Source organism: Bacillus sp. R86525 (genome assembly GCF_042466195.1).
GTDB classification, from domain to species: Bacteria; Bacillota; Bacilli; order Bacillales; family Bacillaceae_G; genus Bacillus_A; species Bacillus_A nitratireducens.
This window is the reverse complement of sequence record NZ_JAXHPX010000007.1, coordinates 3512092-3536667: the sequence shown is the minus strand read 5'-3', so window position 1 is coordinate 3536667 and position 24576 is coordinate 3512092. Positions and strand designations below refer to the sequence as shown.

Annotated in this window: 26 protein-coding genes; 21 read left to right on the top strand and 5 right to left on the bottom strand. The window is 34.4% G+C overall.

From position 1 onward, the window contains the following. Positions 1-15: 15 nt before the first annotated feature. The 6 genes from SJY24_RS20885 to SJY24_RS20860 all read left to right on the top strand — a co-directional run bounded on the left by SJY24_RS20885 (position 16) and on the right by SJY24_RS20860 (position 5869). Positions 16-933, top strand: a complete 918-nt coding sequence (locus SJY24_RS20885; protein WP_377867289.1) for a CobW family GTP-binding protein — start codon at positions 16-18, stop codon at positions 931-933. Between the two features lie 296 nt (positions 934-1229). Further along, positions 1230-2447, top strand: coding sequence for a substrate-binding domain-containing protein (locus SJY24_RS20880; protein WP_377866045.1), 1218 nt, complete (start codon positions 1230-1232; stop codon positions 2445-2447). 89 nt (positions 2448-2536) lie between these two features. Continuing rightward, entirely contained in the window at positions 2537-3310 is a 774-nt protein-coding gene (locus tag SJY24_RS20875) for an ABC transporter ATP-binding protein (RefSeq protein WP_000149305.1), read from the top strand. Next, positions 3288-3983 (top strand): branched-chain amino acid ABC transporter ATP-binding protein, encoded by a 696-nt coding sequence (locus SJY24_RS20870; protein ID WP_001196700.1) that lies wholly within the window; start codon positions 3288-3290, stop codon positions 3981-3983. Before SJY24_RS20875 ends, SJY24_RS20870 begins: the two co-directional genes overlap by 23 nt. A 22-nt stretch (positions 3984-4005) precedes the next feature. Continuing rightward, a complete protein-coding gene (locus SJY24_RS20865) occupies positions 4006-4866 on the top strand; it encodes a branched-chain amino acid ABC transporter permease (RefSeq protein ID WP_377866044.1) in 861 nt (286 codons plus the stop codon). A gap of 49 nt (positions 4867-4915) precedes the next feature. Further along, on the top strand, positions 4916-5869 hold the full coding sequence (locus tag SJY24_RS20860) for a branched-chain amino acid ABC transporter permease (protein WP_377867288.1): 954 nt from the start codon (positions 4916-4918) through the stop codon (positions 5867-5869). Between the two features lie 164 nt (positions 5870-6033). Here SJY24_RS20860 and SJY24_RS20855 read toward each other — a convergent pair whose 3' ends face one another. After that, on the bottom strand, positions 6034-6822 hold the full coding sequence (locus SJY24_RS20855) for a LysR family transcriptional regulator (RefSeq protein WP_377866043.1): 789 nt from the start codon (positions 6820-6822) through the stop codon (positions 6034-6036). Between the two features lie 120 nt (positions 6823-6942). Between SJY24_RS20855 and SJY24_RS20850 the strand changes: the two genes are divergently transcribed. From SJY24_RS20850 to SJY24_RS20795, 12 genes are all read left to right on the top strand, one after another. Next, positions 6943-7491 carry a DUF4865 family protein gene (locus tag SJY24_RS20850; protein WP_377866042.1) on the top strand — a complete coding sequence of 183 codons (549 nt, stop codon included), beginning with the start codon at positions 6943-6945 and terminating at the stop codon, positions 7489-7491. 42 nt (positions 7492-7533) lie between these two features. Then, positions 7534-7944, top strand: a complete 411-nt coding sequence (locus SJY24_RS20845) for a tautomerase family protein (RefSeq protein WP_377866041.1) — start codon at positions 7534-7536, stop codon at positions 7942-7944. Next, a complete protein-coding gene (locus SJY24_RS20840) occupies positions 7941-8264 on the top strand; it encodes a carboxymuconolactone decarboxylase family protein (protein ID WP_377866040.1) in 324 nt (107 codons plus the stop codon). Before SJY24_RS20845 ends, SJY24_RS20840 begins: the two co-directional genes overlap by 4 nt. 101 nt (positions 8265-8365) lie before the next feature. Continuing rightward, positions 8366-8809: a MarR family winged helix-turn-helix transcriptional regulator gene (locus SJY24_RS20835; protein ID WP_001208967.1), complete on the top strand. Its 444-nt coding sequence runs from the start codon at positions 8366-8368 to the stop codon at positions 8807-8809. Positions 8810-8861: 52 nt separating this feature from the next. Beyond that, on the top strand, positions 8862-9803 hold the full coding sequence (locus SJY24_RS20830) for a ring-cleaving dioxygenase (protein ID WP_377866039.1): 942 nt from the start codon (positions 8862-8864) through the stop codon (positions 9801-9803). Positions 9804-9819: 16 nt separating this feature from the next. Beyond that, entirely contained in the window at positions 9820-10875 is a 1056-nt protein-coding gene (locus SJY24_RS20825; protein WP_377866038.1) for an LLM class flavin-dependent oxidoreductase, read from the top strand. Between the two features lie 617 nt (positions 10876-11492). Then, positions 11493-12896, top strand: coding sequence for a cytochrome ubiquinol oxidase subunit I (cydA, locus tag SJY24_RS20820; RefSeq protein WP_377866037.1), 1404 nt, complete (start codon positions 11493-11495; stop codon positions 12894-12896). Beyond that, positions 12883-13899, top strand: a complete 1017-nt coding sequence (gene cydB, locus SJY24_RS20815; protein WP_377866036.1) for a cytochrome d ubiquinol oxidase subunit II — start codon at positions 12883-12885, stop codon at positions 13897-13899. The genes cydA and cydB overlap by 14 nt, the downstream gene beginning before the upstream one ends. Further along, entirely contained in the window at positions 13899-15620 is a 1722-nt protein-coding gene (cydD, locus tag SJY24_RS20810) for a thiol reductant ABC exporter subunit CydD (protein WP_377866035.1), read from the top strand. Before cydB ends, cydD begins: the two co-directional genes overlap by 1 nt. Further along, positions 15617-17344: a thiol reductant ABC exporter subunit CydC gene (gene cydC, locus SJY24_RS20805; protein ID WP_377866034.1), complete on the top strand. Its 1728-nt coding sequence runs from the start codon at positions 15617-15619 to the stop codon at positions 17342-17344. The genes cydD and cydC overlap by 4 nt, the downstream gene beginning before the upstream one ends. A 187-nt stretch (positions 17345-17531) precedes the next feature. Further along, positions 17532-17753: a hypothetical protein gene (locus SJY24_RS20800; protein ID WP_377866033.1), complete on the top strand. Its 222-nt coding sequence runs from the start codon at positions 17532-17534 to the stop codon at positions 17751-17753. Positions 17754-17996: 243 nt separating this feature from the next. Then, positions 17997-18446 (top strand): DUF6376 family protein, encoded by a 450-nt coding sequence (locus tag SJY24_RS20795; protein WP_377866032.1) that lies wholly within the window; start codon positions 17997-17999, stop codon positions 18444-18446. A gap of 36 nt (positions 18447-18482) precedes the next feature. Here SJY24_RS20795 and SJY24_RS20790 read toward each other — a convergent pair whose 3' ends face one another. The 3 genes from SJY24_RS20790 to SJY24_RS20780 form a co-directional block, all read right to left on the bottom strand. Then, positions 18483-18821 carry an EamA family transporter gene (locus SJY24_RS20790; protein ID WP_377866031.1) on the bottom strand — a complete coding sequence of 113 codons (339 nt, stop codon included), beginning with the start codon at positions 18819-18821 and terminating at the stop codon, positions 18483-18485. Beyond that, positions 18814-19155 carry an EamA family transporter gene (locus tag SJY24_RS20785; protein ID WP_002086172.1) on the bottom strand — a complete coding sequence of 114 codons (342 nt, stop codon included), beginning with the start codon at positions 19153-19155 and terminating at the stop codon, positions 18814-18816. The genes SJY24_RS20790 and SJY24_RS20785 overlap by 8 nt, the downstream gene beginning before the upstream one ends. A gap of 197 nt (positions 19156-19352) precedes the next feature. Beyond that, on the bottom strand, positions 19353-20354 hold the full coding sequence (locus tag SJY24_RS20780) for a S66 family peptidase (protein WP_377866030.1): 1002 nt from the start codon (positions 20352-20354) through the stop codon (positions 19353-19355). A 217-nt stretch (positions 20355-20571) separates the two neighbouring features. On the opposite strand from SJY24_RS20780, the gene SJY24_RS20775 reads away from it, so the two are divergent. Both SJY24_RS20775 and SJY24_RS20770 read left to right on the top strand, forming a co-directional pair. Further along, complete coding sequence (locus SJY24_RS20775) at positions 20572-21525, top strand: D-alanyl-D-alanine carboxypeptidase family protein (protein WP_377866029.1); 954 nt, start codon at positions 20572-20574, stop codon at positions 21523-21525. Between the two features lie 248 nt (positions 21526-21773). Then, complete coding sequence (locus tag SJY24_RS20770; protein WP_002141347.1) at positions 21774-22373, top strand: nitroreductase family protein; 600 nt, start codon at positions 21774-21776, stop codon at positions 22371-22373. A 38-nt stretch (positions 22374-22411) separates the two neighbouring features. On the opposite strand, the gene SJY24_RS20765 is transcribed toward SJY24_RS20770, so the two are convergent. Further along, entirely contained in the window at positions 22412-22582 is a 171-nt protein-coding gene (locus SJY24_RS20765; RefSeq protein WP_377866028.1) for a hypothetical protein, read from the bottom strand. A gap of 610 nt (positions 22583-23192) precedes the next feature. Here SJY24_RS20765 and entFM point away from each other — a divergent pair. After that, the gene (gene entFM / locus SJY24_RS20760; RefSeq protein ID WP_377866027.1) at positions 23193-24485 is read left to right on the top strand and encodes an enterotoxin EntFM; all 1293 of its coding nucleotides are present in this window, start codon (positions 23193-23195) and stop codon (positions 24483-24485) included. The last annotated feature ends 91 nt before the right edge of the window (positions 24486-24576 follow it).

The window sequence follows — 24576 nt, the reverse complement described above, 5'->3', positions numbered from 1 at the left end:
TGGATGGTCGGTCAAATGAGTAAAGTAGAGATTCATATATTAGGTGGTTTTTTAGGTAGTGGAAAATCAACATTGCTGCAAAATTTATTATTAGCAGAAAAGAAGAAAAATCGAAAAGTAGCAGTTTTGATGAATGAAATCGGTGAATACTCGGTAGATACAGATATTATTGGAAAAGAGAATGTGTTAAAGGAACTTCTGAAAGGATGTATTTGTTGTACGCTAAAAGAAGAGCTTGAAATACAGTTGCACTCGTTATATCAGCAAGAAAGACCAGATGTCATTTATATAGAAACGACGGGTGTTGCACATCCTATTGAAGTGTTAGATGCGTGTGTTTCACCAATTTTAGCACCTTTCCTAGAAGTGAAATCAATTGTCGTCGTTTTAGATGCAGTAAGGTGGTTAAATCGAAGTGTATTAAGTGCAAACTTTCAGCAATTATTACATGAGCAACTGAAGTTTGGTAGCCACATTTTAATTAATAAATTAGATTTACTAACAGATACGGATAAGAACAAAGTAATTGAAGAAGTAAAAGCAATAAATAATCATGCGAAATTGTTTGAAACAAAATATTGTAATATATCTTTAGAAGACATAGAAGAAGCTGAATTTACGAATGATAGGGAACATGAGACACTACATGTCAAACAGCATTTACATATACAAACGATGACGTATCAATTTACGGAATCGATTGATCAAGATAAATTATACGAATGGCTTTCGAATTTACCAGATAGTATTTATCGCGTAAAAGGATTTGTGAAATTCCATGGAGATAAATACCCGCATCTATTCCAATATTCGTTCGGGGTACCGACTTTACTGGAACAAGACTTCGGTTTCCCGACAAACTTAGTAGTAATAGGAGAAGGGCTAGATAAGAAACAATTGGCTGAAGGGTTAGAGAAGGTCGAAAATAATTAATCCATTTTTTTAATCGTTTTTTAGGTAAGCTGCAAATAATTGACTTAATGAATTAAGTCAATTATTTGCAGCTTTTTGTGTGATGATTAATGTAGTGAAACAGTAATTTCATTTGAACAACCGAATATATATTGATTGTATGTCCGTTTCCATTTAATAGGAAGGTGATTATAGATTTATGCCGAATGTAGAGGTTACTACAAGAGTTTCCATTACCAATTTTAAAGTCATGATTACGGACAGGGGAATTTGGCGTGTTTGATTCTATCAGAAAGAAAAGTATGGGGAGGATCACAATGTCGATGAAAAAACGTAAATGGCTAAGAACGATGGTTACTGGTTGTGTTTTAGGGTCATTATTAGTAACAGCGGCCTGTTCAGGAAAGAAGACAAGTACAGAAGATGAAAAAACGATTAAGGTAGGGGTTCTTGCTTCATTAACAGGTCCATTAGAATCTTATGGAAAACAAACGGTAAATGGATTTGAATTAGGGTTAGACTATGCAACTGGTGGAACAGGGAAAGTAGAAGGAAAGAAGATTAAGTTTGTTGTAGAAGATACAGAAACGAAAGCAGATGTAGCAGTTAAAAAGGCTACAAAATTATTAGAAGAAGAGAAAGTTGATTTTTTAGTCGGATCGTCTAGTTCAAGTGATACATTAGCAGTATTACCACTAGCTGAAGAATATGAAAAAATTATGGTTGTAGAACCGGCAGTTGCTGATAGTATTACCGGGAAGAACTGGAATAAATATATTTTTAGAACAGGAAGAAACTCTTCACAAGACGCGATTGCTGGGGCTGCCTCAATTGCTAAAAAAGATGTAAAGATTGCGACGTTTGCTCCAGATAATGCTTTCGGTCGTGAAGGAATTGCAGCATTTAAAGCGGGAGCGAAGAAATTAGGTGCGAATATTGTAAACGAGCAATACGCGGATACGAATTCAACGGATTTCACTGCGAATATTCAAAATATTATTAGCTCAAAACCAGATTATTTATTTATCGTTTGGGCTGGTGCGAATTCACCATGGAAACAGTTGAAAGATATGAATGTGGAAGCGCAAGGGATTAAAATTTCTACTGGTGCACCTGATATACCAGCATTAAAAACGATGGATGCGCTAATAGGGATGCAAGGATTTTCTGTATATTATCACTCACTTCCGAAGAATAAGGTGAACGATTGGCTAGTAGAAGAACATAAAAAACGTTTTACTGGTGCTGTTCCAGATCTTTTTACAGCAGGAGGAATGTCAGCAGCAATTTCTATTGTCGAAGCTTTAAAGAAAACGAAGGGCGATACAGATGTAAATACACTTATTAAGAAAATGGAAGGGATGGAATTTGAGACACCGAAAGGAAAGATGAAATTTAGAGAGAAGGATCATCAAGCATTACAAACTCTTTATTCTATAACGCTGAAAAAGCAAGAGGGTGTTGATTATCCAGTACCAGTGTTAGAGAGAGAATTAACAATGAAAGAAACAGAACCGTCTGTTCAAAATAAATAGACTGAATTTTCTGTTGTTTTTGTATAAAGAGGGAATACCCTCTTTATACTTGTTTCTTTCATAAACATGGCTTTCAGTGGGGGGATTTCATGACACATTTGTTAGAGACGAAAAATCTTTGTGTATCTTTTGGGGATCATCATGTTATTAAGGATGTTAATTTAACGGTACAAAAAGGAAAGCTCATTTCAATAATTGGACCGAATGGTGCTGGAAAGACAACACTATTCAATTTATTAAGTGGGCAAATTTCTCCGACGAAAGGTGAAGTTTATTTTAAAGGGCAGGATATTACAAAATTATCAATTTCAGATCGAACGCGTTTGGGGATTGGTCGTTCTTTTCAGCTGACAAATATTTTTCCAGAGCTAACAGTACTTGAAAATGTACGCTTAAGTGTTCAATCGTTCGTTCAGGATTATTACAGTTTCTTTCCGAATGCAGCCAAGTTAAAGCAGCAAACTGGAGAAGCGAGACGTCTTTTGAAGACAGTACTCCTTCACGAGAAAGGAGATGTATTAGCTAAAGACTTAGCTCACGGAGAAAAAAGAAAGTTAGAACTTGCTATGTTGTTAGCATTAAAGACAGATGTATTACTACTAGATGAGCCGACAGCAGGTATTTCAGTTGAGGAAGTTCCGGCTATATTACAAGTAATCGAAAATATCAAAAAGAATCCAGATAGCACAATCGTACTTATCGAACACAAAATGGATATGGTGCTAGATTTATCAGATCATCTTATCGTTTTATTTCATGGTGAGTTATTGGCTGAAGGATTGCCGGAAGAAATGATGAAAGATGAGCGTGTACAAAGTGCTTATTTAGGGGGATTATATAGTGGCACTACTACAAGTGAATAATATAGAGACGTATTTAGATCAGTTTCATATTTTACAAGGAGTGTCCCTTTCGGTTGAGAAGGGAACGATTACAGTATTGTTTGGAAGAAATGGGGCTGGAAAAACAACAACATTGCGGTCGGTTATGGGATTTCACCGGATAGCAAATGGTGAAATTTATTATGATAGTGCACAAGTAAATGGATTATCTACACATTTAATTTCAAGAAAAGGTATAGGTTATGTACCAGAGAATCAAGGGATTTTTCATGATTTAACAGTAGAAGAGACATTTGCACTTGCTAGGGGAAAAGAATCTGAAGAGAAAATAGATTGGATGCTAGAACTATTTCCAGACTTAAAACAATTTTGGCATAAGAAAAGTGGGCTTTTAAGTGGAGGACAAAAGCAAATGTTGGCTATTTCAAGAGCATATATTAATAGTGATGGACTACTGCTTATTGATGAGCCGAGTAAAGGGCTGTCTCCAATTATGATAGAAAAATTAATGATAGCTATTTTGAAAATGAAGGAGAAAACGACAGTTTTACTTGTTGAACAAAATTTTATGATGGCTAGTCAAATCGGGGATTATTTTTACATTATGGATAATGGGCGCATTGTGCATAATGGTTTTATGAATGCACTGCGAGAGGATAAGGAAACATGTCATAAATATTTAGGTATTTCTTAACATTGATACGGGGGGATAGAACGTGGATGTGCTAATTAACTTATTTGTAAACGGCGTTTCGACAGGGATGCTGATTTTTTTATTAGCTTCTGGTCTATCACTTATTTTCGGTTTAATGAGCGTACTGAATTTTGCACATGGCGGTTTATTTGCATGGGGAGCATTTACAGGCGTTTGGCTATTCAATCTGACAGGTAGCTATTTATTAGCATTAATCGGAGCAGTCGCTATGGGGATGTTTCTCGGTTTCATTTTAGAAAGATTTCTTATTAGACCAGTGTATGGAAACCATGTTCGGCAGCTTCTCGTTACACTCGGAGGTATGCTCGTTCTTAGTGAGTGCATCAAAATATTTTGGGGACCTAATCCAATTGCGGCAAAATTACCGTTATGGCTTCAAGGAAGTTTTACATTTGGAGGAGTTATCTTAATAAAATATCGCCTATTCGTTATTTTAATCGGGATACTAATTTACATCGCTTTACTATTGCTGCTGAAAAAAACAAAGATAGGACTTATGATTCGCGCTGGTGTAATGGATAAAGAGATGGTTCAAGCTCTCGGAATTAACGTAAAAGCGATATTCTCGTTTGTTTTTTTATTAGGAGCAGGGATGGCGGCGTTAGGTGGTTTTCTACTAGCACCATATTCAGGAGTTATTTTCGCTGAGATGGGTATGCAGTATGCAATTTTAGCCTTTATAGTAGTTATCATTGGAGGGTTAGGTAGCGTACAAGGTTCAGCGCTCGCTTCTTTAATTGTTGGATTAGCTGGTGCTTTTACAGCATATTTTATACCGGATTTATCACTTGCAATTAATATGTTAATGTTACTATTTTTCTTAATAGTGAAGCCAACGGGACTTGTTGGTGAAAAGGGGTGAAATGGTGAACAGCACATCAAATCGAATTAAAGTATACTTCGGAGTTTTTATGCTCATTTGTTTAAGTGTATTTCCATTCGTAAATGATTCACGAAGCTTGTTAATTTTGTTCACTCAAATCTTCATCTTTGCTATTTTCGCTATGAGCTTTGATGTTCTACTTGGCTATACAGGCATTGTCTCATTCGGTCATTGTATGTTCTTTGGAATAGGAGCGTATGGTGTGGCACTCTTATTTGATCGGCAAGGGGTGTCTATCACAAACTTTTTTATAGGAATAGCAGCCGCAATTATTGTATCAGCCATCGTTAGTTATATAATTGGTATGCTTTCATTACGTTTGAAAAGTCATTTTTATGCAATGTTAACGCTCGCTATTTCCCAGCTGTTTTTTGTACTTGCTGAAAAATGGCGTTCACTGACTCACGGAGGAGATGGATTTACATTTGGTGTACCAGATATATTCCGTGATCGTTTTACATTTTATTATATAACATTTATATGTCTAATCGTCATTTTCATCTTGTTACGTCTTTTCACAAAGTCTTCAATTGGAAAAGTATTAAAGGCCATTTCCCAAAATGAACAACGTGTTGAAGCGCTTGGATATAAAGTTCTTCATTATAAAATTATCGCAAGTGTAGTGGCAGGAGTAGTGGCTGCGATTAGCGGTGGTTTATTCGTTATCACATTGCGTTTTGTAAATACGACTGTATTTTCAATTGAAATGACGCTAAACGCATTATTGATGACAATGATTGGAGGAGTTGGAACGTTAATAGGAGCCATTGCTGGAGCTGGAATTATTGAATCACTGAAATATTATTTATCAGAACTAGCAACAGAATATCCGATTTTTGAAAGATGGACGATTATTCTAGGTTTATTATACATTATCGTGTTATTAGTTTTTCCAAAAGGATTAGTTGGAACGATTAAGAAGTTGAAGAATTTTAAAAGAAGTAAGAAGGAGAAGGGTACAGGGGTGGAGCAGAACGTGTGAAATAAGTCTTCAAGATGAAAAGGGATATCCTAGTAGTTAAACACATTAACTAGGTAACATCCCTTTTTATTTTATTAAGCCGTACGATAGTATATGAGGTTATGTTAGCGATTCGAAAAGGGATATCTATTTACCCGTAAAATACGACAAGTATAGCATCTTTATTAATTAAATAGTTCACCTGGAATCGCTTTTTCTAAGTCTCGAGTTGTAAAGAAGTTAATGGGTAGTTTTTCAACCGCGACATTTTCAACTGGAACTAATTTATCATTTCTAATCGGTAAAAAAGCTATCCCTTTTCCCTCAACAATAAACTCTTCAATAAGCGAATAAGAATCTAACTGTTGAAGTTGATGCTGGGATAGATTGTTTTCTTTTAGAAATTGTATTGTCATATTTCTAAAAGGGCACTTTTTATCGTTACTAGCAAAGAAAAGTTCTTTTGAAAAGTCAATGTTACACTGTTCTTTCGCTTTTAATAAGCCTACAGAAATTGTAGTGGTGAATACTTTTTTAAACGCTGCGTCGGGATAATCCTCATAAGTTATGACCATATCAACTTTTTGTTGCTGTAGTAGTTTTTGTAAATGGCTACTACTTTCTATATGTATTTGATAATTCCTGAAATTTTCTTTAATACGCATACTTAAATAATTAGTCAAAATAGATTGTGACGTCGCTATTACATAAGAAGAAGTACTTGTTTTAATTTCATCTTTCGCTTCTTCTAAAAGAGCTAATATTTTATTCGTGTAGTCTAATAAAATGTCACCAGAAGGTAACAGAGAAACACCTTTGTTATCTCTATGTAGTAAAGGTGTTTCTAATTCTTGTTCTAATTTTTTGATTCGTTCAGTTACATTTGGTTGTACATATCCTAGCTCTTTAGCAGCTTTACTAATAGATCCTTCGTTAGCTACAGTTTTAAATATGATAAGATCATTTATTTCCATTCATTTCAGCCCCTTATACGGTATCATTATAAATGATACCAAACATAATTTATACCTATTTTACGTCAGCCGATCATCGGTTTATCATTATGTATATAAGATCGAAAGTGAGTGATAAACATGATTGGTATGCAATATAAGGTCATTTTGCCAAAAGATTATGACATGGAGATTATAAAAAAAAGGGTAAAGGATAATGGGTTTAAAACTGATGGTTTTCAAGAACTAAATTTTAAGGCTTATTTAATTACTGAGACAGGTAAGGATGGGAATTTCTATAACTGTTATGCACCTTTATATATTTGGAATGGTCATGAAGGGATGAACAAATTTATATTCGAAGGGTATTACGATAATATTTTGCAATCGTTTGGGTGGCAACAAATAAATATAGGTGTTCCATTAGTTGTTAATTTAAGTAATGATTTTAGAAAAAGTAGATATGCTGTTGAATATGTAGGGAGTATTTCTCAAAGTAAATCGCTGATTGGGACGCAATTAAATAAAGTAAATGAAAATGTGCAAAACATAGAAAAATGTTTAGGAAATGTAATAGTTTATAATCCGGATAAGTGGGGATATAGTCAATTCAGTTTTTATAAGGAAAAGCCTGAAATAGATGTAATGGACGATGTTACTATTTATGAGATTTTACATATTTCACGATGATATGTTGTTGAATGCTAAATTAAGAAAAAGGAATGAAAATGTATGCCTTTTGTGAACGTTTATTATCATGAAAATATATTAAATAAAGAAGAGTTGAAAAAGATAGGTGAATGTATCCATCTTTCATTAATTGAACAGTTTAACATCCCTGAAAATGATTATTTTCAAATGTTTTTACCTTATCAACGAAATCAATTTTTATATAATTCATATTATTTGTTGGAAAGAGGAGAAATGAGAACTGAGAATATGATTCATGTTTCTATTACATGTGGACCTGGAAGAACAGTGCAACAAAAAAAAGGTTTGTATCAATCTATATCCTTTAAAATTTCAGCATGTTCCAACGTGAAAGTTACTGACATTTTTATTACATTACATGAGACAGCTGCTGAAAACTGGTCATTTGGTCAAGGGATAGCACAATTGGTAAAAATGAAGGGAGAAAAATGATGAATGAGCCAATTGAATTTTATATTCCAAAGAAAATGAGAGAAATAGCACCTGTATTTTCTCATTATAGTGAAGAGATATTATTTGAGGAAGTGTGGCGGGATGCCGCTTTAACATTAAGAGAAAGAAGCTTATGTACATTGTCGGCACTAATCAGTCTTGGTAATACAGAACAATTACCATTTCATCTGAAGCTAGCTAGACAAAATGGGATGATGGAGAATGAATTAGTTGCATTAATAACACATATGGCTTTTTACGTTGGTTGGCCAAAAGCTGTGGCGGCTTTAAATATAGCAATGAATGAAATGGAAAGTTAAGAATAATGATTTTGGGAGGTATTTTTAACATATTTCTACTTGCATTACCATCACTTGAGTGGTAAAGTGATAGTAAGATCAACGCTAGGAAGTGATGAAACATGCGTGAAAATACGATAGGATCGTTAATATGGTTACGCCTAATACGATTTACGAACCAAAGTAATCAAATGTCAAATGAGTTTTTAAAACGTTTTGATTTAACGACAGCTCAATTTGATGTGCTTTTGCAAATACGGACTTATCAGCCATTAACACAAATGGAGTTAGCAGAAAAGGTTACCGTTACACAAGGCGGTATTTCTCGAATGTTAACACGTCTTGAAAAAGAAGGATATATTATACGAAAACAAGATTGGAAAACGAAAACAATTAGTCTTACAGAGCAAGGGGAAGAGGCTTTAGAAAGAGCATTGCCAGAGCAACTTGCATTTCAATCATCATTTTTTGATGATGTATTAAATGAAGAAGAGCAGAAAATACTATACGAGTTGATGACAAAAGTTCATAAGCATAGTGAAAAAAAAGAATTACCGAATGAGTAATTTTTTTTACTCAATCAATTGACTAATCAAGTGATAAAGAGGAGGAAGTTTTATGTATACAATTCCAGGACATCACCACATTTCTATGGTGACTAAAAATGCAAAAACGAATAATAATTTTTATCGAGATGTTTTAGGGTTACGCCGAGTGAAAAAGACAGTCAATCAAGATAATCCATTTATGTATCATTTGTTTTATGGCGATTTAACAGGGAGTGCCGGAACTGAATTATCATTTTTTGAAATGCCGAATGTAGGGAGAACAATCCGTGGCACAAATGCAATAACGCAAATAGGTTTGCTCGTACCTTCAATAGAAAGCCTTACATTTTGGAAGAAACGTTTTGAGTCGCTTCGAGTGGAGCATGGAGAAATTACAACTTACGCCAGCCGAGACGCACTGCACTTTGAAGATCCAGATGGCCTACGGTTAGTGCTACTAAATAATAACGGTGAAGAGGTACCTGAATATTGGACTGCATGGGATGACTCTTCTGTAGAGCAGAATCATCGTATTTTAGGTATGGGAACAGTTGAAATGACAGTGCGCAGTTTAAATAAATTATCAAAAACATTAACAGGTTTGTTTGGTTATAAAGAAGTATCTCGTTCAGACGATGAGGGGATTTATCAATCTATTGCTGGTCAATCTTTTGGAGAAATTTTGGTGAAACAGCAAGAGGGAGAGAGTGAAAGACCTGGAAAAGGAAGTATTCATCATTTAGCCATTCGTGTAAAAAATGATGAAGAACTGAGTTATTGGAATGAAGCTGTGAAAGATAAAGGATTCCAATCAACAGGGATTATCGATCGCTTTTATTTTAAAAGTCTATATTTCCGTGAGTCAAATGGAATTTTATTTGAGATTGCGACGGATGGACCAGGATTTACTGTAGATTCAGCAGTTGCTGAATTAGGAAAAGAGCTAGATTTACCACCATTTTTAGAAGAGAGAAGAAAAGAGATTGAAGAGAAATTAATACCACTTGATTAAAAGGGAGAGGACAACTATGGAAAAATACCGTATTGATACAAGTAAAGGAATTGAATTTGGATTATATTCAATTGGAGATCACATTTTAAATCCGCATAATGGTTCGAAAATAAGTGCAGAAAAAAGAATTCATGAACTAATTGAAACAGCTAAGTTAGCAGATGAAGCTGGAATTGATGTGTTTGCTGTCGGTGAAAGTCATCAAGCGCATTTTACAACGCAAGCTCATACAGTTATTTTAGGAGCTATTGCACAAGCTACGAAAAATATTAAAATTGCGAGTTCTGCAACAGTATTAAGCACGTCAGATCCGGTTCGTGTATATGAGGATTTTGCCACAATTGATTTAATTTCTAATGGTCGTGCTGAAATCGTTGCTGGTCGTGGATCTCGTATTGGGGGATATAGTTTACTTGGTTACGATGTAAATTATTATGAAGAACTGTTTGAAGAGAAGATGGATCTTTTATTAAAAATAAATAAAGAAGAGAGTGTAACATGGAAAGGACAGTTTAGAACGCCACTTGAACATGCGGCAATTATACCGAGAGCTAAAAATAACAATATGCCAATTTGGCGTGCTGTTGGAGGGCCACCTGCTAGTGCAATTAAGGCAGGACGCGCAGGTGTACCAATGATGCTTACGACACTTGGTGGCCCAGCTGTTAATTTTAAAGTTTCGATTGATGCATATCGTGAAGCAGCTGAGCAAAGTGGTTTTGATCCAGCAACATTACCAATTGCGACAACAAGTTTATTTTATACAGCAGAAAATTCACAAGATGCACTTAGTGAATATTATCCTCATATTCATGCTGGTATGCTTGCACTACGTGGTGGTGGGTATCCCAAACAACAATTTACTAATGCAGTAGATTATCGTGACGCGTTAATGATTGGTAGCCCGCAACAAATTATTGAAAAAATGCTGTATCAACATGAGTTATTTGGGCAACAACGTTTTATGGCACAAATTGATTTTGGCGGTGTACCATTTGATAAGATTGAGAAAAACATCGAATTAATTGCAACTGAAATTATGCCGGCTGTTAGAAAGCACATAGCAAAATAATTGAAGAATACCGGGAGTCTAGCTGACTCTCGGTATTTTTTATGTTAATTCAGTTTCAAAAAATGACGAAAAAATGAACTTTTAGTCTAAAAAAAGGAAAGGATTTTTCTATTTGTGAATAACAATATTCTTAATTTGAATTTTGGAAATACATTTTTCTCTTGACAAAAATGTAGCGTATTTTCAGGTTTAATTCGAGGACATTTTTCAAGAGGAAAGTCAAGCGTATGAAGAGAAAAACGTAATAATAATTGATATAAGAGTATGTTGTATGTTTGAAAAACAAGTTTTTAAAATGTGAGAAATCTAATTCAAAATAATTACAAAAGACATATTTCAGACAAAATCCTGTCAATAATACGTCAAAAATCACCTGAATTTATTATGTAAGTATATTATACAATTCGATTAACGAATAAAACACTACTGAAATAGTGAAAAGGTAAATCGTATGAAGAAAGTTCTTTTGTAATTATCTAAAAAACTGACAATCTATATTTTCAGAAAGTACATAAACGAATTTATCTTTTTGTATTTCCAAATGATTGAATTGTTCGTTATGAAGTGAATTCAATCGATATTACGATATAAAAAATTATGAAGGAAGTGATTTAAGCATGGAAACGCTCGAATTGGCACGAATACAATTTGCATCTACAACGATTTTTCATTACTTTTTCGTTCCGCTATCCATTGGTTTAGCTTTTATCATTGCGTTAATGCAAACGTTGTATGTGGTAAAGGGACAAGAAGTTTATAAGAAAATGACAAAGTTTTGGACACAAATATTCCTTGTTAACTTTGCAGTAGGTGTTGTAACAGGTATTTTACAAGAATTTCAGTTTGGTATGAACTGGTCAACATATTCACGTTTTGTTGGTGATGTTTTCGGACCGTCACTGGCAATTGAAGGTTTATTAGCATTTTTCATTGAGTCTACATTCCTAGGTTTATGGGTATTCGGTGAGGATAAACTTCCGAAGCGAGTTCACCTTTTATGTATTTGGCTCCTCTCAATAGGAACAATGTTATCAGCATTTTGGATTTTAACTGCAAGTGCATTTATGCAGTCACCTGTAGGATATGAAATGGCTGCAGATGGACGTGCGCAGATGAATGATTTCTTAGCGATTATTCAAAATCCACAGTTATGGGTGCAATTCCCGCATACAATTACAGCGGCACTTGCAACAGGCGCATTCTTTATTGCTGGTGTTAGTGCATGGAAAATTACAAAACAACAGGAGACTGAGGTGTTTAAGAAGTCTTTCCGAGTTTCTATCGTTGTTGGAACAATTGCAACAGCTCTTGTATTATTTTTCGGTCATGCACAAGCTCAAAATTTAATTAAGACGCATCCGATGAAAATGGCGGCAGCTGAAGCGCTATGGAATACGAGTGAGGATCCAGCACCATTTACAGTATTTGCGAAAATTGATACAGAGAAGAAAGAAAATTCGTTTGAAATTCAGATTCCTTATATGTTAAGTCTATTGTCATATGATAAATTTAGCGGTCAAGTTGAAGGGATGAATCAAATTCAAAAACAATATGAAGAAAAATATGGACCTGGAGATTATATTCCGCCAGTACATACTATGTTCTGGAGTTTTAGAGCGATGGTAATGAGTGGAACATTTATGCTTCTTTTAGGAATGTACGGCTGGTTCTTATCAAGAAAAGATCGTTTAGCTGAAAAAACTTGGTATTTAAAATTAATGGTATATGCAATTGCACTACCGTTTATCGGAAATACAGTAGGTTGGATTATGACTGAAATGGGACGTCAGCCTTGGGTTGTCTTCGGTGTTATGAAAACAGAAGATGCAGTATCTCCAAACGTTACATTTGGAGAAGTATTATTCTCCCTTGTTTCATTCACATCACTATATGTAATTATTGGAGGCATTACTGTTTACTTATTCGTTCGTATCATTAAAGGACATGCGAATAAGAAAGTGAAAAAGGATTATCAAAGCCATGATCCATTTGATAAGGAGGAAGAGTATGTTATCTCTTAATGAGTTATGGTTTCTAATTATTTCAACCTTATTCGTTGGATTCTTCGTACTTGAAGGTTTCGATTTTGGTGTAGGAATAGTTTCAAGGTTTTTAGGAAAGAACGATTTAGAAAAGCGTATATATTTAAATACAATTGGACCGTTTTGGCACGCCAATGAAGTATGGCTTGTTTGTGCTGGTGGCGCTATGTTTGCGGCATTCCCGCATTGGTATGCAACTTTATTTAGTGGGTTCTATATTCCATTTGTATTTATGCTTCTTGCATTAATTATAAGAGGTGTTTCCTTTAAATTCCGTGCGAAAATAGAAAATCATAAATGGAAGAGTTTCTGGGATTGGGGCATGTTTATTGGAAGTTTGCTACCTCCGATACTTTGGGGAGTTGCAATTGCAAACTTCATGGTAGGTGTACCAATTGATGAAAGTAAAAATATGGTAGGCGGGTTCATGGAATTACTTCACCCATTTGCGTTACTTGGAGGAGTTATGTTTCTTCTTCTATGTATTGTTCATGGTTTGCAATTTCTTACTATACGTACAACAGGAACATTACGAGAACGCGCACGTATTGCCTCAACAAAGATTGCACCTTTTGCATTAATAACACTTCTTGTTTTTGCAGGTGTAGGGTTATGGAAAACAGATATTTTCACAGCACATGGTTCAGAGTGGCTAATGGTTCCGATTGGAGCTTTTGTAGCGCTATTTGTTTCTACTTTATTAAATAAAAGAAGAAGAGATGGTTGGGCTTTCTTTATGACGAGTTTAACAATCATTTTGCTAAGTGCAAGTGTGTTCATCGGTATGTTCCCGCGTGTCATGATTAGCTCATTAGGAGTAGCGAATGATTTGACAATTTATAATGCGGCATCAGGACCTTATGCATTAAAATTGATGAGCTATTTTTCTCTTGCTATTTTACCGTTTGTTATCGGTAGTCAAATATGGAGTTTCTATGTATTTAGACAACCTGTTAAGTCAGACAAAGATTTGGAGTACTAATGAAAAGAAAAAGAGGACTTCCGTCGTATCCTGGTAGCCGAGTTTTATATGTAACTTTAATATTTATTAGCATTTTAGAGGCGTGTAGTATTATTGCACAAACAGTGTTTTTAGCACGAGCAATCACATTTTTATTTCATGGAGAAACAGTGCAAGCTGTGCTAAATGAAACTGTTTATTTTGGGATTACGTTTGCAGTACGCCAAATGTTGGTGCGAACATCGCAAATATTGGTTGAGCGTTTCGCTGAAAAAACAGGATTGGCATTACGTAAACAACTAATAGAAGCATATTTTACATTAGGGCCGAGATTTGTCCAAACGAATGGGACTGGTCATTTGGTTACTTTATCGATTGAAGGCATAGAGAAATTCAAAACATATATTGAATTGACAATTCCTAAAATGATTAGAAGTAGTATCGTACCAGGACTAATTGTTCTATATGTTTTTACACTGGACATTAAGTCAGGAATCATTTTAGTTGTAACGATTCCTATTGTGATTATATTTATGATCCTTTTAGGATTAGCAGCGCAAAAAATGGCGGATAGCCAATATGAAACATATCGTGTACTTTCTAATCATTTTGTAGATACATTAAAAGGGTTAGAAACATTAAAGTATTTAGGGAAAAGTAAACAGCACGAAGGAAAGATTGAAAAAGTAAGTAAACGATATAGAAAAGCAACGATGCGTACTTTGCGAGTTGCTTTTCTTTCTTCTTTTGCATTAGATTTCTTTACGAGTTTATCAATTGCATTTGTAGCAGTCGGATTAGGGATACGGTTAATAGATGGAACGATAATACTATTGCCAGCACTTACGATTTTAATCTTAGCGCCGGAATATTTTCTACCGATTAAGCAAGTTGGAGCGAATTATCATGCTACATTAGATGGACAACTTGCGATAGAGCAAATAGAAGAGATTTTACAGAAACAAAAAGGAATAGAGATGAAAGATTCAAATGTAGATATAGTATGGAATTCCTCTAGTAGTTTGAAATTACAAGATGTAAAAGTAAATAATGATGAATCTGAAAAGGCTATATTAGAGGGAATTGATTTTACTTGGAAAGGTAACGGTGCTATAGGCGTTATTGGTGAAAGTGGGGCAGGAAAATCAACGTTAATCGATGTGTTAGCAGGATTTTTATCTCCTTCGGGTGGGAAGGTGTTAGTAAATGGTGTTGAAATTGACGGATCTACTCGTGAAGATTGGCAAAAAAATATTGCGTATATTCCGCAGCAACCATATATTTTTCCGCTTTCACTAAAAGATAATATTTGTTTCTATGAAACAAATACAACTGATGAAGAAGTTGAGAGAGTTATTAATGAAGTAGGTCTTCGTTCGCTCGTTGCATCATTACCAAATGGGATGTATGAAATAATTGGAGAAGGTGGACGTATGCTTAGCGGCGGACAAGAACAACGTGTCGCTATGGCACGTGCACTTTTAAGTAAAAAGCCAATCATTTTATTAGATGAACCTACAGCACATCTTGATATTGAAACTGAATTTGAAATAAAGCAATCGATGTTACGTCTGTTTGAAGGTAAGTTAGTGTTTCTTGCAACACATCGTCTACATTGGATGAAGCAAATGGATCATATTCTTATTTTAAATAAAGGGAAAATTATAGAAAGCGGAACATATGAAGAACTTTTAACGAATGAGACATTACATTTTCATAGCGAAGAGAGGGGAGAGCGATGAGTAACTGGATTAAGCCTTATATACAGCAAAATAAAGGTAGAATGACTTTGACTATTTTTCTTGGGCTTCTTGGAGTTAGTTCGGGTGCGATGTTACTTTTTATTTCAGGTTATTTAATTTCTAAATCTGCTCTCAGACCAGAAAATGTAATGGCTGTATATGTTCCTATTGTTGCAACACGTGCGTTTAGTATAGGACAAGCGGTATTTCATTATTTAGAGCGTTTAGTTGGACACGATGTCGTACTACGCATATTAGAGAAGATGAGAACGAAACTATATAGAATAGTAGAACCACAGGCGTTATTTTTCCGTTCACGATTTCAAACGGGCGATATGTTAGGCGTATTATCCGAAGATATAGAGCATTTGCAAAACCTATATTTACGTACAATATTTCCTAGCATATTAGCATTAGTCGTATATAGCATATTTGTGGTTGTTATTGGTGCATTTGACGTAGTGTTTGCACTCATTGCAGGCTGTATGTTAGCTATTATCGTTTTTCTTCTTCCATTTGTATCACTGCTTTTAATGAAACAACATCATATCGCTTTGAAGCAAGGAAGAAATCGTTTGTATCAACAATTGACAGATGCAGTATTTGGGTTATCTGATTGGCAGGCGAGTGGTAGAAAAAATGAATTTATTAATGCGTATGTAGAGCAAAATGATCAATTGTTAAAAACAGAGAAGAGATTGAAACGCTGGTATCATATTCGAGACAGTCTCATTCATTTAGTAGTTGGTATTGTAGTTATTTCAATGATTATATGGACTGGGAATGAAGCGGCAAGTGAACAAATTGCACCTACAGTTATCGCGGCCTTCGTCTTAATGACTTTATCTGTAACGAATGCGCTTATTCCTATTTCAGATGCCATCGATCGAATCCCATCGTACGTAGAATCTGCTCATCGTCTTAATGGTGTAGAAAGTGATAGTGTTTTACATGATGAAATGGATTTACATGAAGCTAAGGGTTACGTCGCACCAAAACATGTAGATATTGAACTGAATCATATATCGTATAGTTACCCAGATAGTAACGAGACTGTATTAAAAGATATATCGTTACAAATAAAAGCAGGGAAGAAAATTGCTATTTTAGGTAGAAGTGGGACAGGGAAATCTACTTTATTAAAATTGTTAACAGGGGCGTTAAGTCCGGTAAATGGCCAAGTTTTATTGAATGGTGAACAAGCGCATACGAATCTTTTATCCAAATATATTTCTGTATTAAATCAAAAACCGCATTTGTTCGATACGTCAATTGGAAACAATGTGCGAATCGGTAAACCAGAGGCTAATGATGAAGAGATATGGAAAGCTTTAGAGAAAGCACAGCTAGCTTCACATATCGCATCTCTTCCTGATGGATTACGAACAAAAATGCATGAAATGGGAAAGAGGTTTTCTGGCGGAGAAAGACAAAGGGTAGCATTTGCAAGAACTCTTATGCAAGAAACGCCAATTATTGTACTTGATGAACCGACTATCGGTTTAGATCCTAAAACGGAATTAGCCTTAATAGAAACAATGTTTTCTGCAACAGAAGAAAAGACTGTTCTCTGGATTACACATCACCTTGTAGGAATTGAACATGTAGATGAAGTTATTTTCCTTGATAGTGGTCAAATCGCTATGCAAGGTAGCCATGAACAGTTACTGAAAGAAAATGAGAAATATCGTAGCCTTTATGAGCTCGATAAAGTGAAACTTTAAAAGGAAGAAAACACAAATTCTTGACAGTTCAAGGTTTGTGTTTTTTTATATTTGTGGTCAAATCATATAGGACGTATAAGCTAGTTGAACATGGGATGGTTATATATTGTTAGAAAGAGTGTTTAAAACCTAGTCTTTCAAGGCAATACTGAGCCATAGTGAAAGGATTGTTGGAAGGCGTGATTATATGTTTGAAGAGGATGGCATTGTGTTAATTATGGAGCCTGCTGATGAACGGAATATGAGGAAATTTATTTTTACTGTACCGAAGTCAGTTTATGAAAAAAAGGGGATTATATTACATTACGGAACACCTTTAGGCCAAGGGTTTACGGACATTATAGAAGATATTATTAGTGTACATATAGAAATAGATATTGTAACGATCATAGGACATGTAAGAGGATAAAGAGAAACTTTAAGTAGTGAGAGTTATACGTACCTCGAAAACAGATGTACTTAATATAAGTATGTCTGTTTTTATATTTAAATGAAGATAGTTTCGAGGTACATGTTGAACAGGATAATAATGATTTTTCTAGAATGTATAAGAGGAAGATTAAATAATAAGATATGATGTGATAAGGTGTATAAGAAGAAAATAAAGTGTTTATAAATGAATAAAAGTATGCTAATTATTTAGGAGGGCAAAATGAAGTTTACAAAAACAATGCTACTTTCAATTGTAGTTTCAATTGGTTTGATGGGATGTTCGCTAGTAGAAGAAGGGAAGAACTCTATAGATTATGCTCAAAAAGCGACAGAATATGTAAATGAAATAAGTGCATTTGCAAATGAAGCGCCAGCATTAGCTGAAAAGGCTGTTAATGATGGAGAAGCTCGAAAAGAACTAGAAACGAAACTTACTGAAATTAAACAAGATATACCAGCTTTTAATGAATTAACACCACCGGATGTAGCGAAGGATCTTCACCAGCAGATCGTCGGATATAATGAAAAGTTAAATACGTTAATTGATACATCTATGCAAAAGATAGAGGAAGGAAAAATGAATGTAGAGCAGTTTAAAGACTCTGAGCTTATGCAGACGATAGAACAAGTTCGTGATTTGAAAGATAAAGTTCAAAACTTAGGGCAATAGTAAAAAGATCCGTTTATCATAAACGGATCTTTTTACTTATTGTATACAATAGACGATTACACCAATGACAATAATAATGTTGCCAATGACTTTTCGTTTCGTTATTTTCTCCCCTAGGAAGTACCAACTGAAAATTAAAATGATGATATAACTTAATGATTCTAATGCAGATGCTTGCTTTAATGCCATGCCCTTTAAGGCGATCACATTTAATCCGGCATTAATTACAAATAAAAAGTAGCCGATGATAACATAAGGATTCACATATTCTTTTATTCTAGAATCGTATTGTTGTAAAGTAGCCTTTTTTAATAATATTTGTGAGTAATTGGCTAAAATTATCCCAAATATCAATAATAACATATAACTATTCATCTTTTGTCACCACCACAATTCCGACGATAATAATAGCTGCGCCAAGTATGTGATTCCACTGTATCGTATCTCCAAACAGGAATACTGACCATAGCATTGACCACAGTATTATAATTCCACGGTGTGAATATGCTCTAGAAATTTCAAAGTTCTTAATGACTTGTTGCCATAGAATTGCATATCCGAATAAAAGTACAACAAGTCCGAAGTAAGCAATAAAAAATGAAATTGATGCAATAGGGAATTGAGATGCCCATTTCATGTAAACCATAATGATAGAATATATCAAGAAGGCCACATGTAAAAATACATAGTTTTTAATAGTTGGTTTCATATATTCACTCTCTTTTACATTTATATACACGCATGTAAACTCGATGTATATAATCAATAGCTTCTTATTATATAGAAGGCATATTGAAATGATTTTTGTTTATTCCTTCACATTCCAAAATATATAGTATCATGTCTTTTAATGTAAAACAATAGAAGGCCATACGTAGCTATAGAGTTGAAATAGAGGTAGTAGAGTTAGATTTTCCACTGTTCTATAATTTGTATCGTTTTATTTGTTGCATCCATCTCTACTTGAATACCTATTGGCAAAGTAATCATTGGATGAGTATGACAACAGTCAAAATCGGCTAGAAAAGGAAGTTTTTGATTTTGTAATACTTCTAATAATATTTCGTAAGGTTTTCTATTTGTACCACCATCATCAAATTGCTCATGTTTTCCAAGGATGATACCTGAAACTTTATCAAAAACGCCGTTAATTTTAAGTAATGAAAAACTTCTTTCGATAGTAGCTGCATCTTTTGAACTATCTTCAATAAAGAGAATGTCACCTTCTTGAATATGTGGCATATAGGGGCTACCCAAAATACCTTGTATAGTATTTAAATTCCCACCAATAATACGTCCAGTAGCTTTCCCACCAATTACTGAGATCCAATTGTTCGGTCGAAGATCTTTTTCTTTCGTTTTTTCTTCCCAATTAATAAATTCATCTGACCAAAATAACGGCTGGTTTATGTTGTAAGGAAGGTGTTGATCAGTTAATAAAGTATCCGCAAAATATTTGTATGTGCAATCTACGAAAGGCTCAAATTCACCAAAAGAAGGAACAAGTGCTGGACCATAAAATGTAGGAATTCCTGTTTTTGCATAAATTCCTAGTAATAATGCTGTTGTGTCTGAATAGCCAATCATTATTTTAGGATTCTTTTGAAAAGTCTCATAATCAATGTAAGGTAGTAATGAATTTGAATTCAGTCCCCCAATTGTCGACATGATACAAGAGACGTTAGGGTTTCTAATCAAGTCATTTAATTCCTCAGCACGCTCTTTAATGCTCCCGGAGCGATAATAATCATATTGACCTGTTAGTGAACCTTCTAATATATGAAAACCTTTCTGTTCTAAGTATAATTTTGCTCGCTCAAATCTCTTTGGAGAAGTATAGGTTACTGGTGAAGAGGGAGAGTAGATGCCAATTGTATCGCCATATTTTAATGCTTTTGGAAGTATCATTTGTATAAATCCTTTCTATTATATGGTGTTTTCAATCTGTTTATTATTGAATATTCTTATATTTCGTTATTCTTAGTGTAACACATATGAAAAAGAGAAAGGGGCTGAAATAATAATTGCTGTAGATGAATAAATATACTTTTTACCTTGACGATATAAAGTAATTGTTGTTATGGTTAAACATGAGTGTATAAAAGGTTGCTAAAGGAGTTTTAGAATGAAGCGGTTAAAATGGGGAAGATTAACAATCCTATTAGTAGTAATTCTGGGTATATGTTGGTTCTTCTTCCAAGGAGTTCAAAAGAGTGAAACAAATGTAGATACTCAGCCTTTACAAGTGGCAGAGCTACCTAAAACAGGGCTATCTGAAAAAGTAGTTCCACCAAAATATATACCACCAGAAATTGATGCAAAAGCAGCTATTATTATCGATGCGAGTAATGGAGAAGTTATTTATCAAAATAATGAAAATGAAGCTGTTGCCCCTGCTAGTATGTCAAAAATGATGACAGCATATCTCGTTTTAGAGAGTATACATAATGGGAAAGTCCGCTGGGAAGATCCAGTGAAAATAAGTGCAAAGTCGGCACAAACAGAGGGTGCAAAAATCCCGATGCAAGCAAATGATACATTAACTGTTAAGGACTTATATCATGCGTTAATGATTGAATCGGCTAATAATTCGGCTGTCGCTTTAGCGGAACATGTAGCTAAGACAGAAAAAAACTTTGTTCAACTTATGGATGAAAAAGCAAAGCAGTTAGAAATGTCAGATAAAGCTAAATTCGCGAATGCTTCTGGATTGCAGGAGCCCGACGGAAGTGAAACAAAAATGACAGCTGCTGACGTAGCAAAATTAGCGTATCATCTTATAAAAGACTATCCAGAGATATTAGAAGTGACTCACTTACGTCAAAGTCAGTTAGCATTTAATAATGTTAATGTTACAAGCACAAATGAGATGTTAAACAAAAATAATAAAGCTTTATATATAGAAGGAATAGACGGATTAAAAACAGGATTTACAGATAGCGCAGGGTATTGTTTTACAGGTACTGCAAAACAAGGTGATAATCGCATTATTACAGTTGTTATGGGGACAAAAAGTAAAACAAAACGTTTTACAGAAACAAATAAATTAATGTCCTATGCATTTCAATTGCTTAATTAGGTGAAGAAAGAAGTAATTTAGATTGTTATAAAAATAAGACAGACAGTTTATTGAACCTTGATTTTGGTGACAATAAACTGTTTTTTTATTTTTTGACGTATAGGAAGTGAAAACTCAAGTGATATCATTTGAGCTTGTTTTTGTTTGTTGATATTATTAAGTTAAAAACTTATTAATAATAAGTTCGAGAGGCATTATATGCTTCGTACATATGATACTGCCTCAAATGAAAATTGGAGGGAATTGTAATGGCAAAAGATTTTTACTCAGCAATTGAAGACAGAAGATCTATTTACGCGATTAGTAAAGAGCAAGTAGTTTCTGATGAAAGAATTCAAGAAGTGATTTATCATGCTGTGAAACATACACCTTCGGCTTTTAATTCTCAAAGTGCAAGAGTTGTTGTATTACTAGGTGAACAACACGACAAATTATGGAATGTTACGAAAGAAACGTTACGAAAAATTGTACCTGAAAATAATTTTGCACCCACGGAAGAGAAAATGAATGCATTTAAAAGTGGCTATGGGACAGTTTTGTATTTTGAAGATAGTAAAGTAGTAGAAAGTTTGCAAGAGAACTTTGCACTATACAAAGATAATTTTCCTACATGGTCTCAGCAATCTTCTGGAATGTTGCAATTTGCGATTTGGACAGCGTTAGAGATTGAAGGTTTTGGTGCTACATTGCAGCATTATAATCCGTTGATTGATGAAGAAGTAAAAAAAGAATGGGATGTACCTGAAAACTGGAAGTTAACTGCGCAAATGCCATTTGGTAAACCGGTAGTTTCGGCAGGAGATAAAGAATATCAGCCATTAGAAACTCGTGTGAAAATTTACAAATAAAATAAAAAGGTGAACAGAGATATAATCTGTTCACCTTTTTATACATGGTAGGAGTTTGTATGCTGAATTGTTTTCATCTGTTCTTTTAATTCATTTTTCTTTGTTTCAATAGTGTGGACTTTTTTGAATGTTGCAAAAGATAATAAGTGAGTAAGTGTATAGTAAAGCTCGATATTATTAGTTATGTGATCGTCTATTATTTTTTCCACAAATGCAACTCCTCTTTTTATGTGACTATACATATTCTATCAACAAAACCCTAATAATTCCATATTTAGCAGAGAAACAAAATAATCAATTGTGTTTTTGGAATGAGAGTGCTCTCAAGTGGGATGAAATTTTCGTGTGTGAAATCTTACAAATCATCACTTTGTTTAAAATCATACATAGTATTGAGAATTCATTTTCTTAAAATATTATACTATTGATAAATAAGGGGTTTTTTGTCATGATAAGAGTGTGCCTCATGAAAAAGAACTTTCTAGAAAAATATATTGTGTTTATGTATTAGATTAATGGAGTTTCCATACTAGATAGAAAGTGTAAAATCTATATTGAAATAACATAAAATATTTTAAATCTTGATGTAATACATAAGAAATTTGAAAAAATCGTTGCAAAAACACACTGTTTAATGGTAAAGTTCACATGAAGTTCACACGGAATTCACTTCAATCGTTTAAAATGAACGACGTGTGAAAAATAAAACTCTTGCTAAAAAATGGAACTGGATGAATATTTTACTTTGATAATATTGTAAAGTACTAAGTTTATAGTTTTTCTCAAGAGGATAGTAGGGAAAGGAAGTAAAGACAACTTATGAAAAAAGTAATCGCAGGTTTAGCAGCAGCATCTGTAGTAGGTGTAGCAGTTCCTGGAATGGATTCTGCTCATGCACAAGTTTCAAATGATGCGCTAAAAGAAATTAATGGACAAACTCAAACTCAAACGACTGTAACTGAAACAAAAACGGTAGAAACAACTTCTGAATTAAAATACACAGTAACAGCTGATGTATTAAATGTACGTTCAGGTGCTGGTACAGGACATAACGTTATTTCTAAAGTGAAATCAGGTCAAGTACTTCAAGTAATTGGACAAGAAAACGGTTGGTTCAAAGTTAGTGTAAATGGTCAAACAGGTTATGTAAGTGGGGACTTCGTAACAACTGGTGGCAATAAAGGAACTACTACTACTGTTCAGCAAGGAACAGGTACTTACACAGTAAACGTTTCTTCACTAAACGTACGTACAGGCCCAAGTGCATCTCATACTGTTTTAGGTTCTGTAAATAAAGGAAAAACAGTTCAAGTTGTAGGTGAAGTTCAAGATTGGTTTAAAATTAACTTCAATGGTGGAACTGGATACGTAAGTAAAGACTTCGTAACAAAAGGTGGTTCAGCTGTATCTAACCAAACTCAGCAACCAACTACAAACAACAACAACAATAATACTACAGTTCAAACTGGTGGATCATATGTTGTTAACACAGGTGCTTTAAAAGTACGTACAGGTCCAGCTACATATAACCCTGTAATTGGTGGGGTAACAAATGGTACAGTATTAAACGTTACTGGCGCTGAAAATGGTTGGTATAAAATTAACCATAATGGCCGCACTGGTTACGTAAGTGCAGACTTTGTTAAGTTTGTAAAAGGCGGAGTGAACAATGTAGTTACTGGTGGTAACCAAGGTACGAACCAAGGTACGAACCAAGTACAAAAACCAACAGCACCAACAGGTGGAGATACATCTTCAATCGCTGGATTCGCTAGATCTTTAAATGGTTCACCATACAGAACTGCTGGTACAACACCTGCTGGTTTTGACTGCAGTGGATTCATTCACTACGTATTAAATCAAACTGGTCATAACGGCGCTCGTCAAACAGTTGCTGGATACTGGAGCTCTAAAACAAAGACTAACAGTCCACAACCAGGTGATTTAGTATACTTCCAAAATACTTATAAATCAGGTCCTTCTCACATGGGCGTTTACTTAGGTAATGGACAGTTCATCAGTGCAGAAACTGACGCAACTGGCGTACGCATTAGCTCTGTAAGCAACTCTTACTGGAGTAAGCACCTATTAGGTTACACAAAAGCATACTAAGAAGAAGTATTTTATATACTATTCGTATAGAGAAAAGGCTTTCCAGGGAAACTTGGGAAGCCTTTTTCATAGTTATATAAACTAGAAGTAT

Excerpts from the sequence above, each read along its gene's own strand:
- SJY24_RS20885 (WP_377867289.1), top strand. The coding sequence starts at position 16 with ATGAGTAAAGTAGAGATTCATATATTAGGTGGTTTTTTAGGTAGTGGA.
- SJY24_RS20880 (WP_377866045.1), top strand. The coding sequence starts at position 1,230 with ATGTCGATGAAAAAACGTAAATGGCTAAGAACGATGGTTACTGGTTGT.
- SJY24_RS20875 (WP_000149305.1), top strand. The coding sequence starts at position 2,537 with ATGACACATTTGTTAGAGACGAAAAATCTTTGTGTATCTTTTGGGGAT.
- SJY24_RS20860 (WP_377867288.1), top strand. The coding sequence starts at position 4,916 with ATGCTCATTTGTTTAAGTGTATTTCCATTCGTAAATGATTCACGAAGC.
- SJY24_RS20855 (WP_377866043.1), bottom strand. The coding sequence starts at position 6,822 with ATGGAAATAAATGATCTTATCATATTTAAAACTGTAGCTAACGAAGGA.
- SJY24_RS20850 (WP_377866042.1), top strand. The coding sequence starts at position 6,943 with ATGATTGGTATGCAATATAAGGTCATTTTGCCAAAAGATTATGACATG.
- SJY24_RS20845 (WP_377866041.1), top strand. The coding sequence starts at position 7,534 with ATGCCTTTTGTGAACGTTTATTATCATGAAAATATATTAAATAAAGAA.
- SJY24_RS20840 (WP_377866040.1), top strand. The coding sequence starts at position 7,941 with ATGATGAATGAGCCAATTGAATTTTATATTCCAAAGAAAATGAGAGAA.
- SJY24_RS20835 (WP_001208967.1), top strand. The coding sequence starts at position 8,366 with ATGCGTGAAAATACGATAGGATCGTTAATATGGTTACGCCTAATACGA.
- SJY24_RS20830 (WP_377866039.1), top strand. The coding sequence starts at position 8,862 with ATGTATACAATTCCAGGACATCACCACATTTCTATGGTGACTAAAAAT.
- SJY24_RS20825 (WP_377866038.1), top strand. The coding sequence starts at position 9,820 with ATGGAAAAATACCGTATTGATACAAGTAAAGGAATTGAATTTGGATTA.
- cydA (WP_377866037.1), top strand. The coding sequence starts at position 11,493 with ATGGAAACGCTCGAATTGGCACGAATACAATTTGCATCTACAACGATT.
- cydB (WP_377866036.1), top strand. The coding sequence starts at position 12,883 with ATGTTATCTCTTAATGAGTTATGGTTTCTAATTATTTCAACCTTATTC.
- cydD (WP_377866035.1), top strand. The coding sequence starts at position 13,899 with ATGAAAAGAAAAAGAGGACTTCCGTCGTATCCTGGTAGCCGAGTTTTA.
- cydC (WP_377866034.1), top strand. The coding sequence starts at position 15,617 with ATGAGTAACTGGATTAAGCCTTATATACAGCAAAATAAAGGTAGAATG.
- SJY24_RS20800 (WP_377866033.1), top strand. The coding sequence starts at position 17,532 with ATGTTTGAAGAGGATGGCATTGTGTTAATTATGGAGCCTGCTGATGAA.
- SJY24_RS20795 (WP_377866032.1), top strand. The coding sequence starts at position 17,997 with ATGAAGTTTACAAAAACAATGCTACTTTCAATTGTAGTTTCAATTGGT.
- SJY24_RS20790 (WP_377866031.1), bottom strand. The coding sequence starts at position 18,821 with ATGAATAGTTATATGTTATTATTGATATTTGGGATAATTTTAGCCAAT.
- SJY24_RS20785 (WP_002086172.1), bottom strand. The coding sequence starts at position 19,155 with ATGAAACCAACTATTAAAAACTATGTATTTTTACATGTGGCCTTCTTG.
- SJY24_RS20780 (WP_377866030.1), bottom strand. The coding sequence starts at position 20,354 with ATGATACTTCCAAAAGCATTAAAATATGGCGATACAATTGGCATCTAC.
- SJY24_RS20775 (WP_377866029.1), top strand. The coding sequence starts at position 20,572 with ATGAAGCGGTTAAAATGGGGAAGATTAACAATCCTATTAGTAGTAATT.
- SJY24_RS20770 (WP_002141347.1), top strand. The coding sequence starts at position 21,774 with ATGGCAAAAGATTTTTACTCAGCAATTGAAGACAGAAGATCTATTTAC.
- entFM (WP_377866027.1), top strand. The coding sequence starts at position 23,193 with ATGAAAAAAGTAATCGCAGGTTTAGCAGCAGCATCTGTAGTAGGTGTA.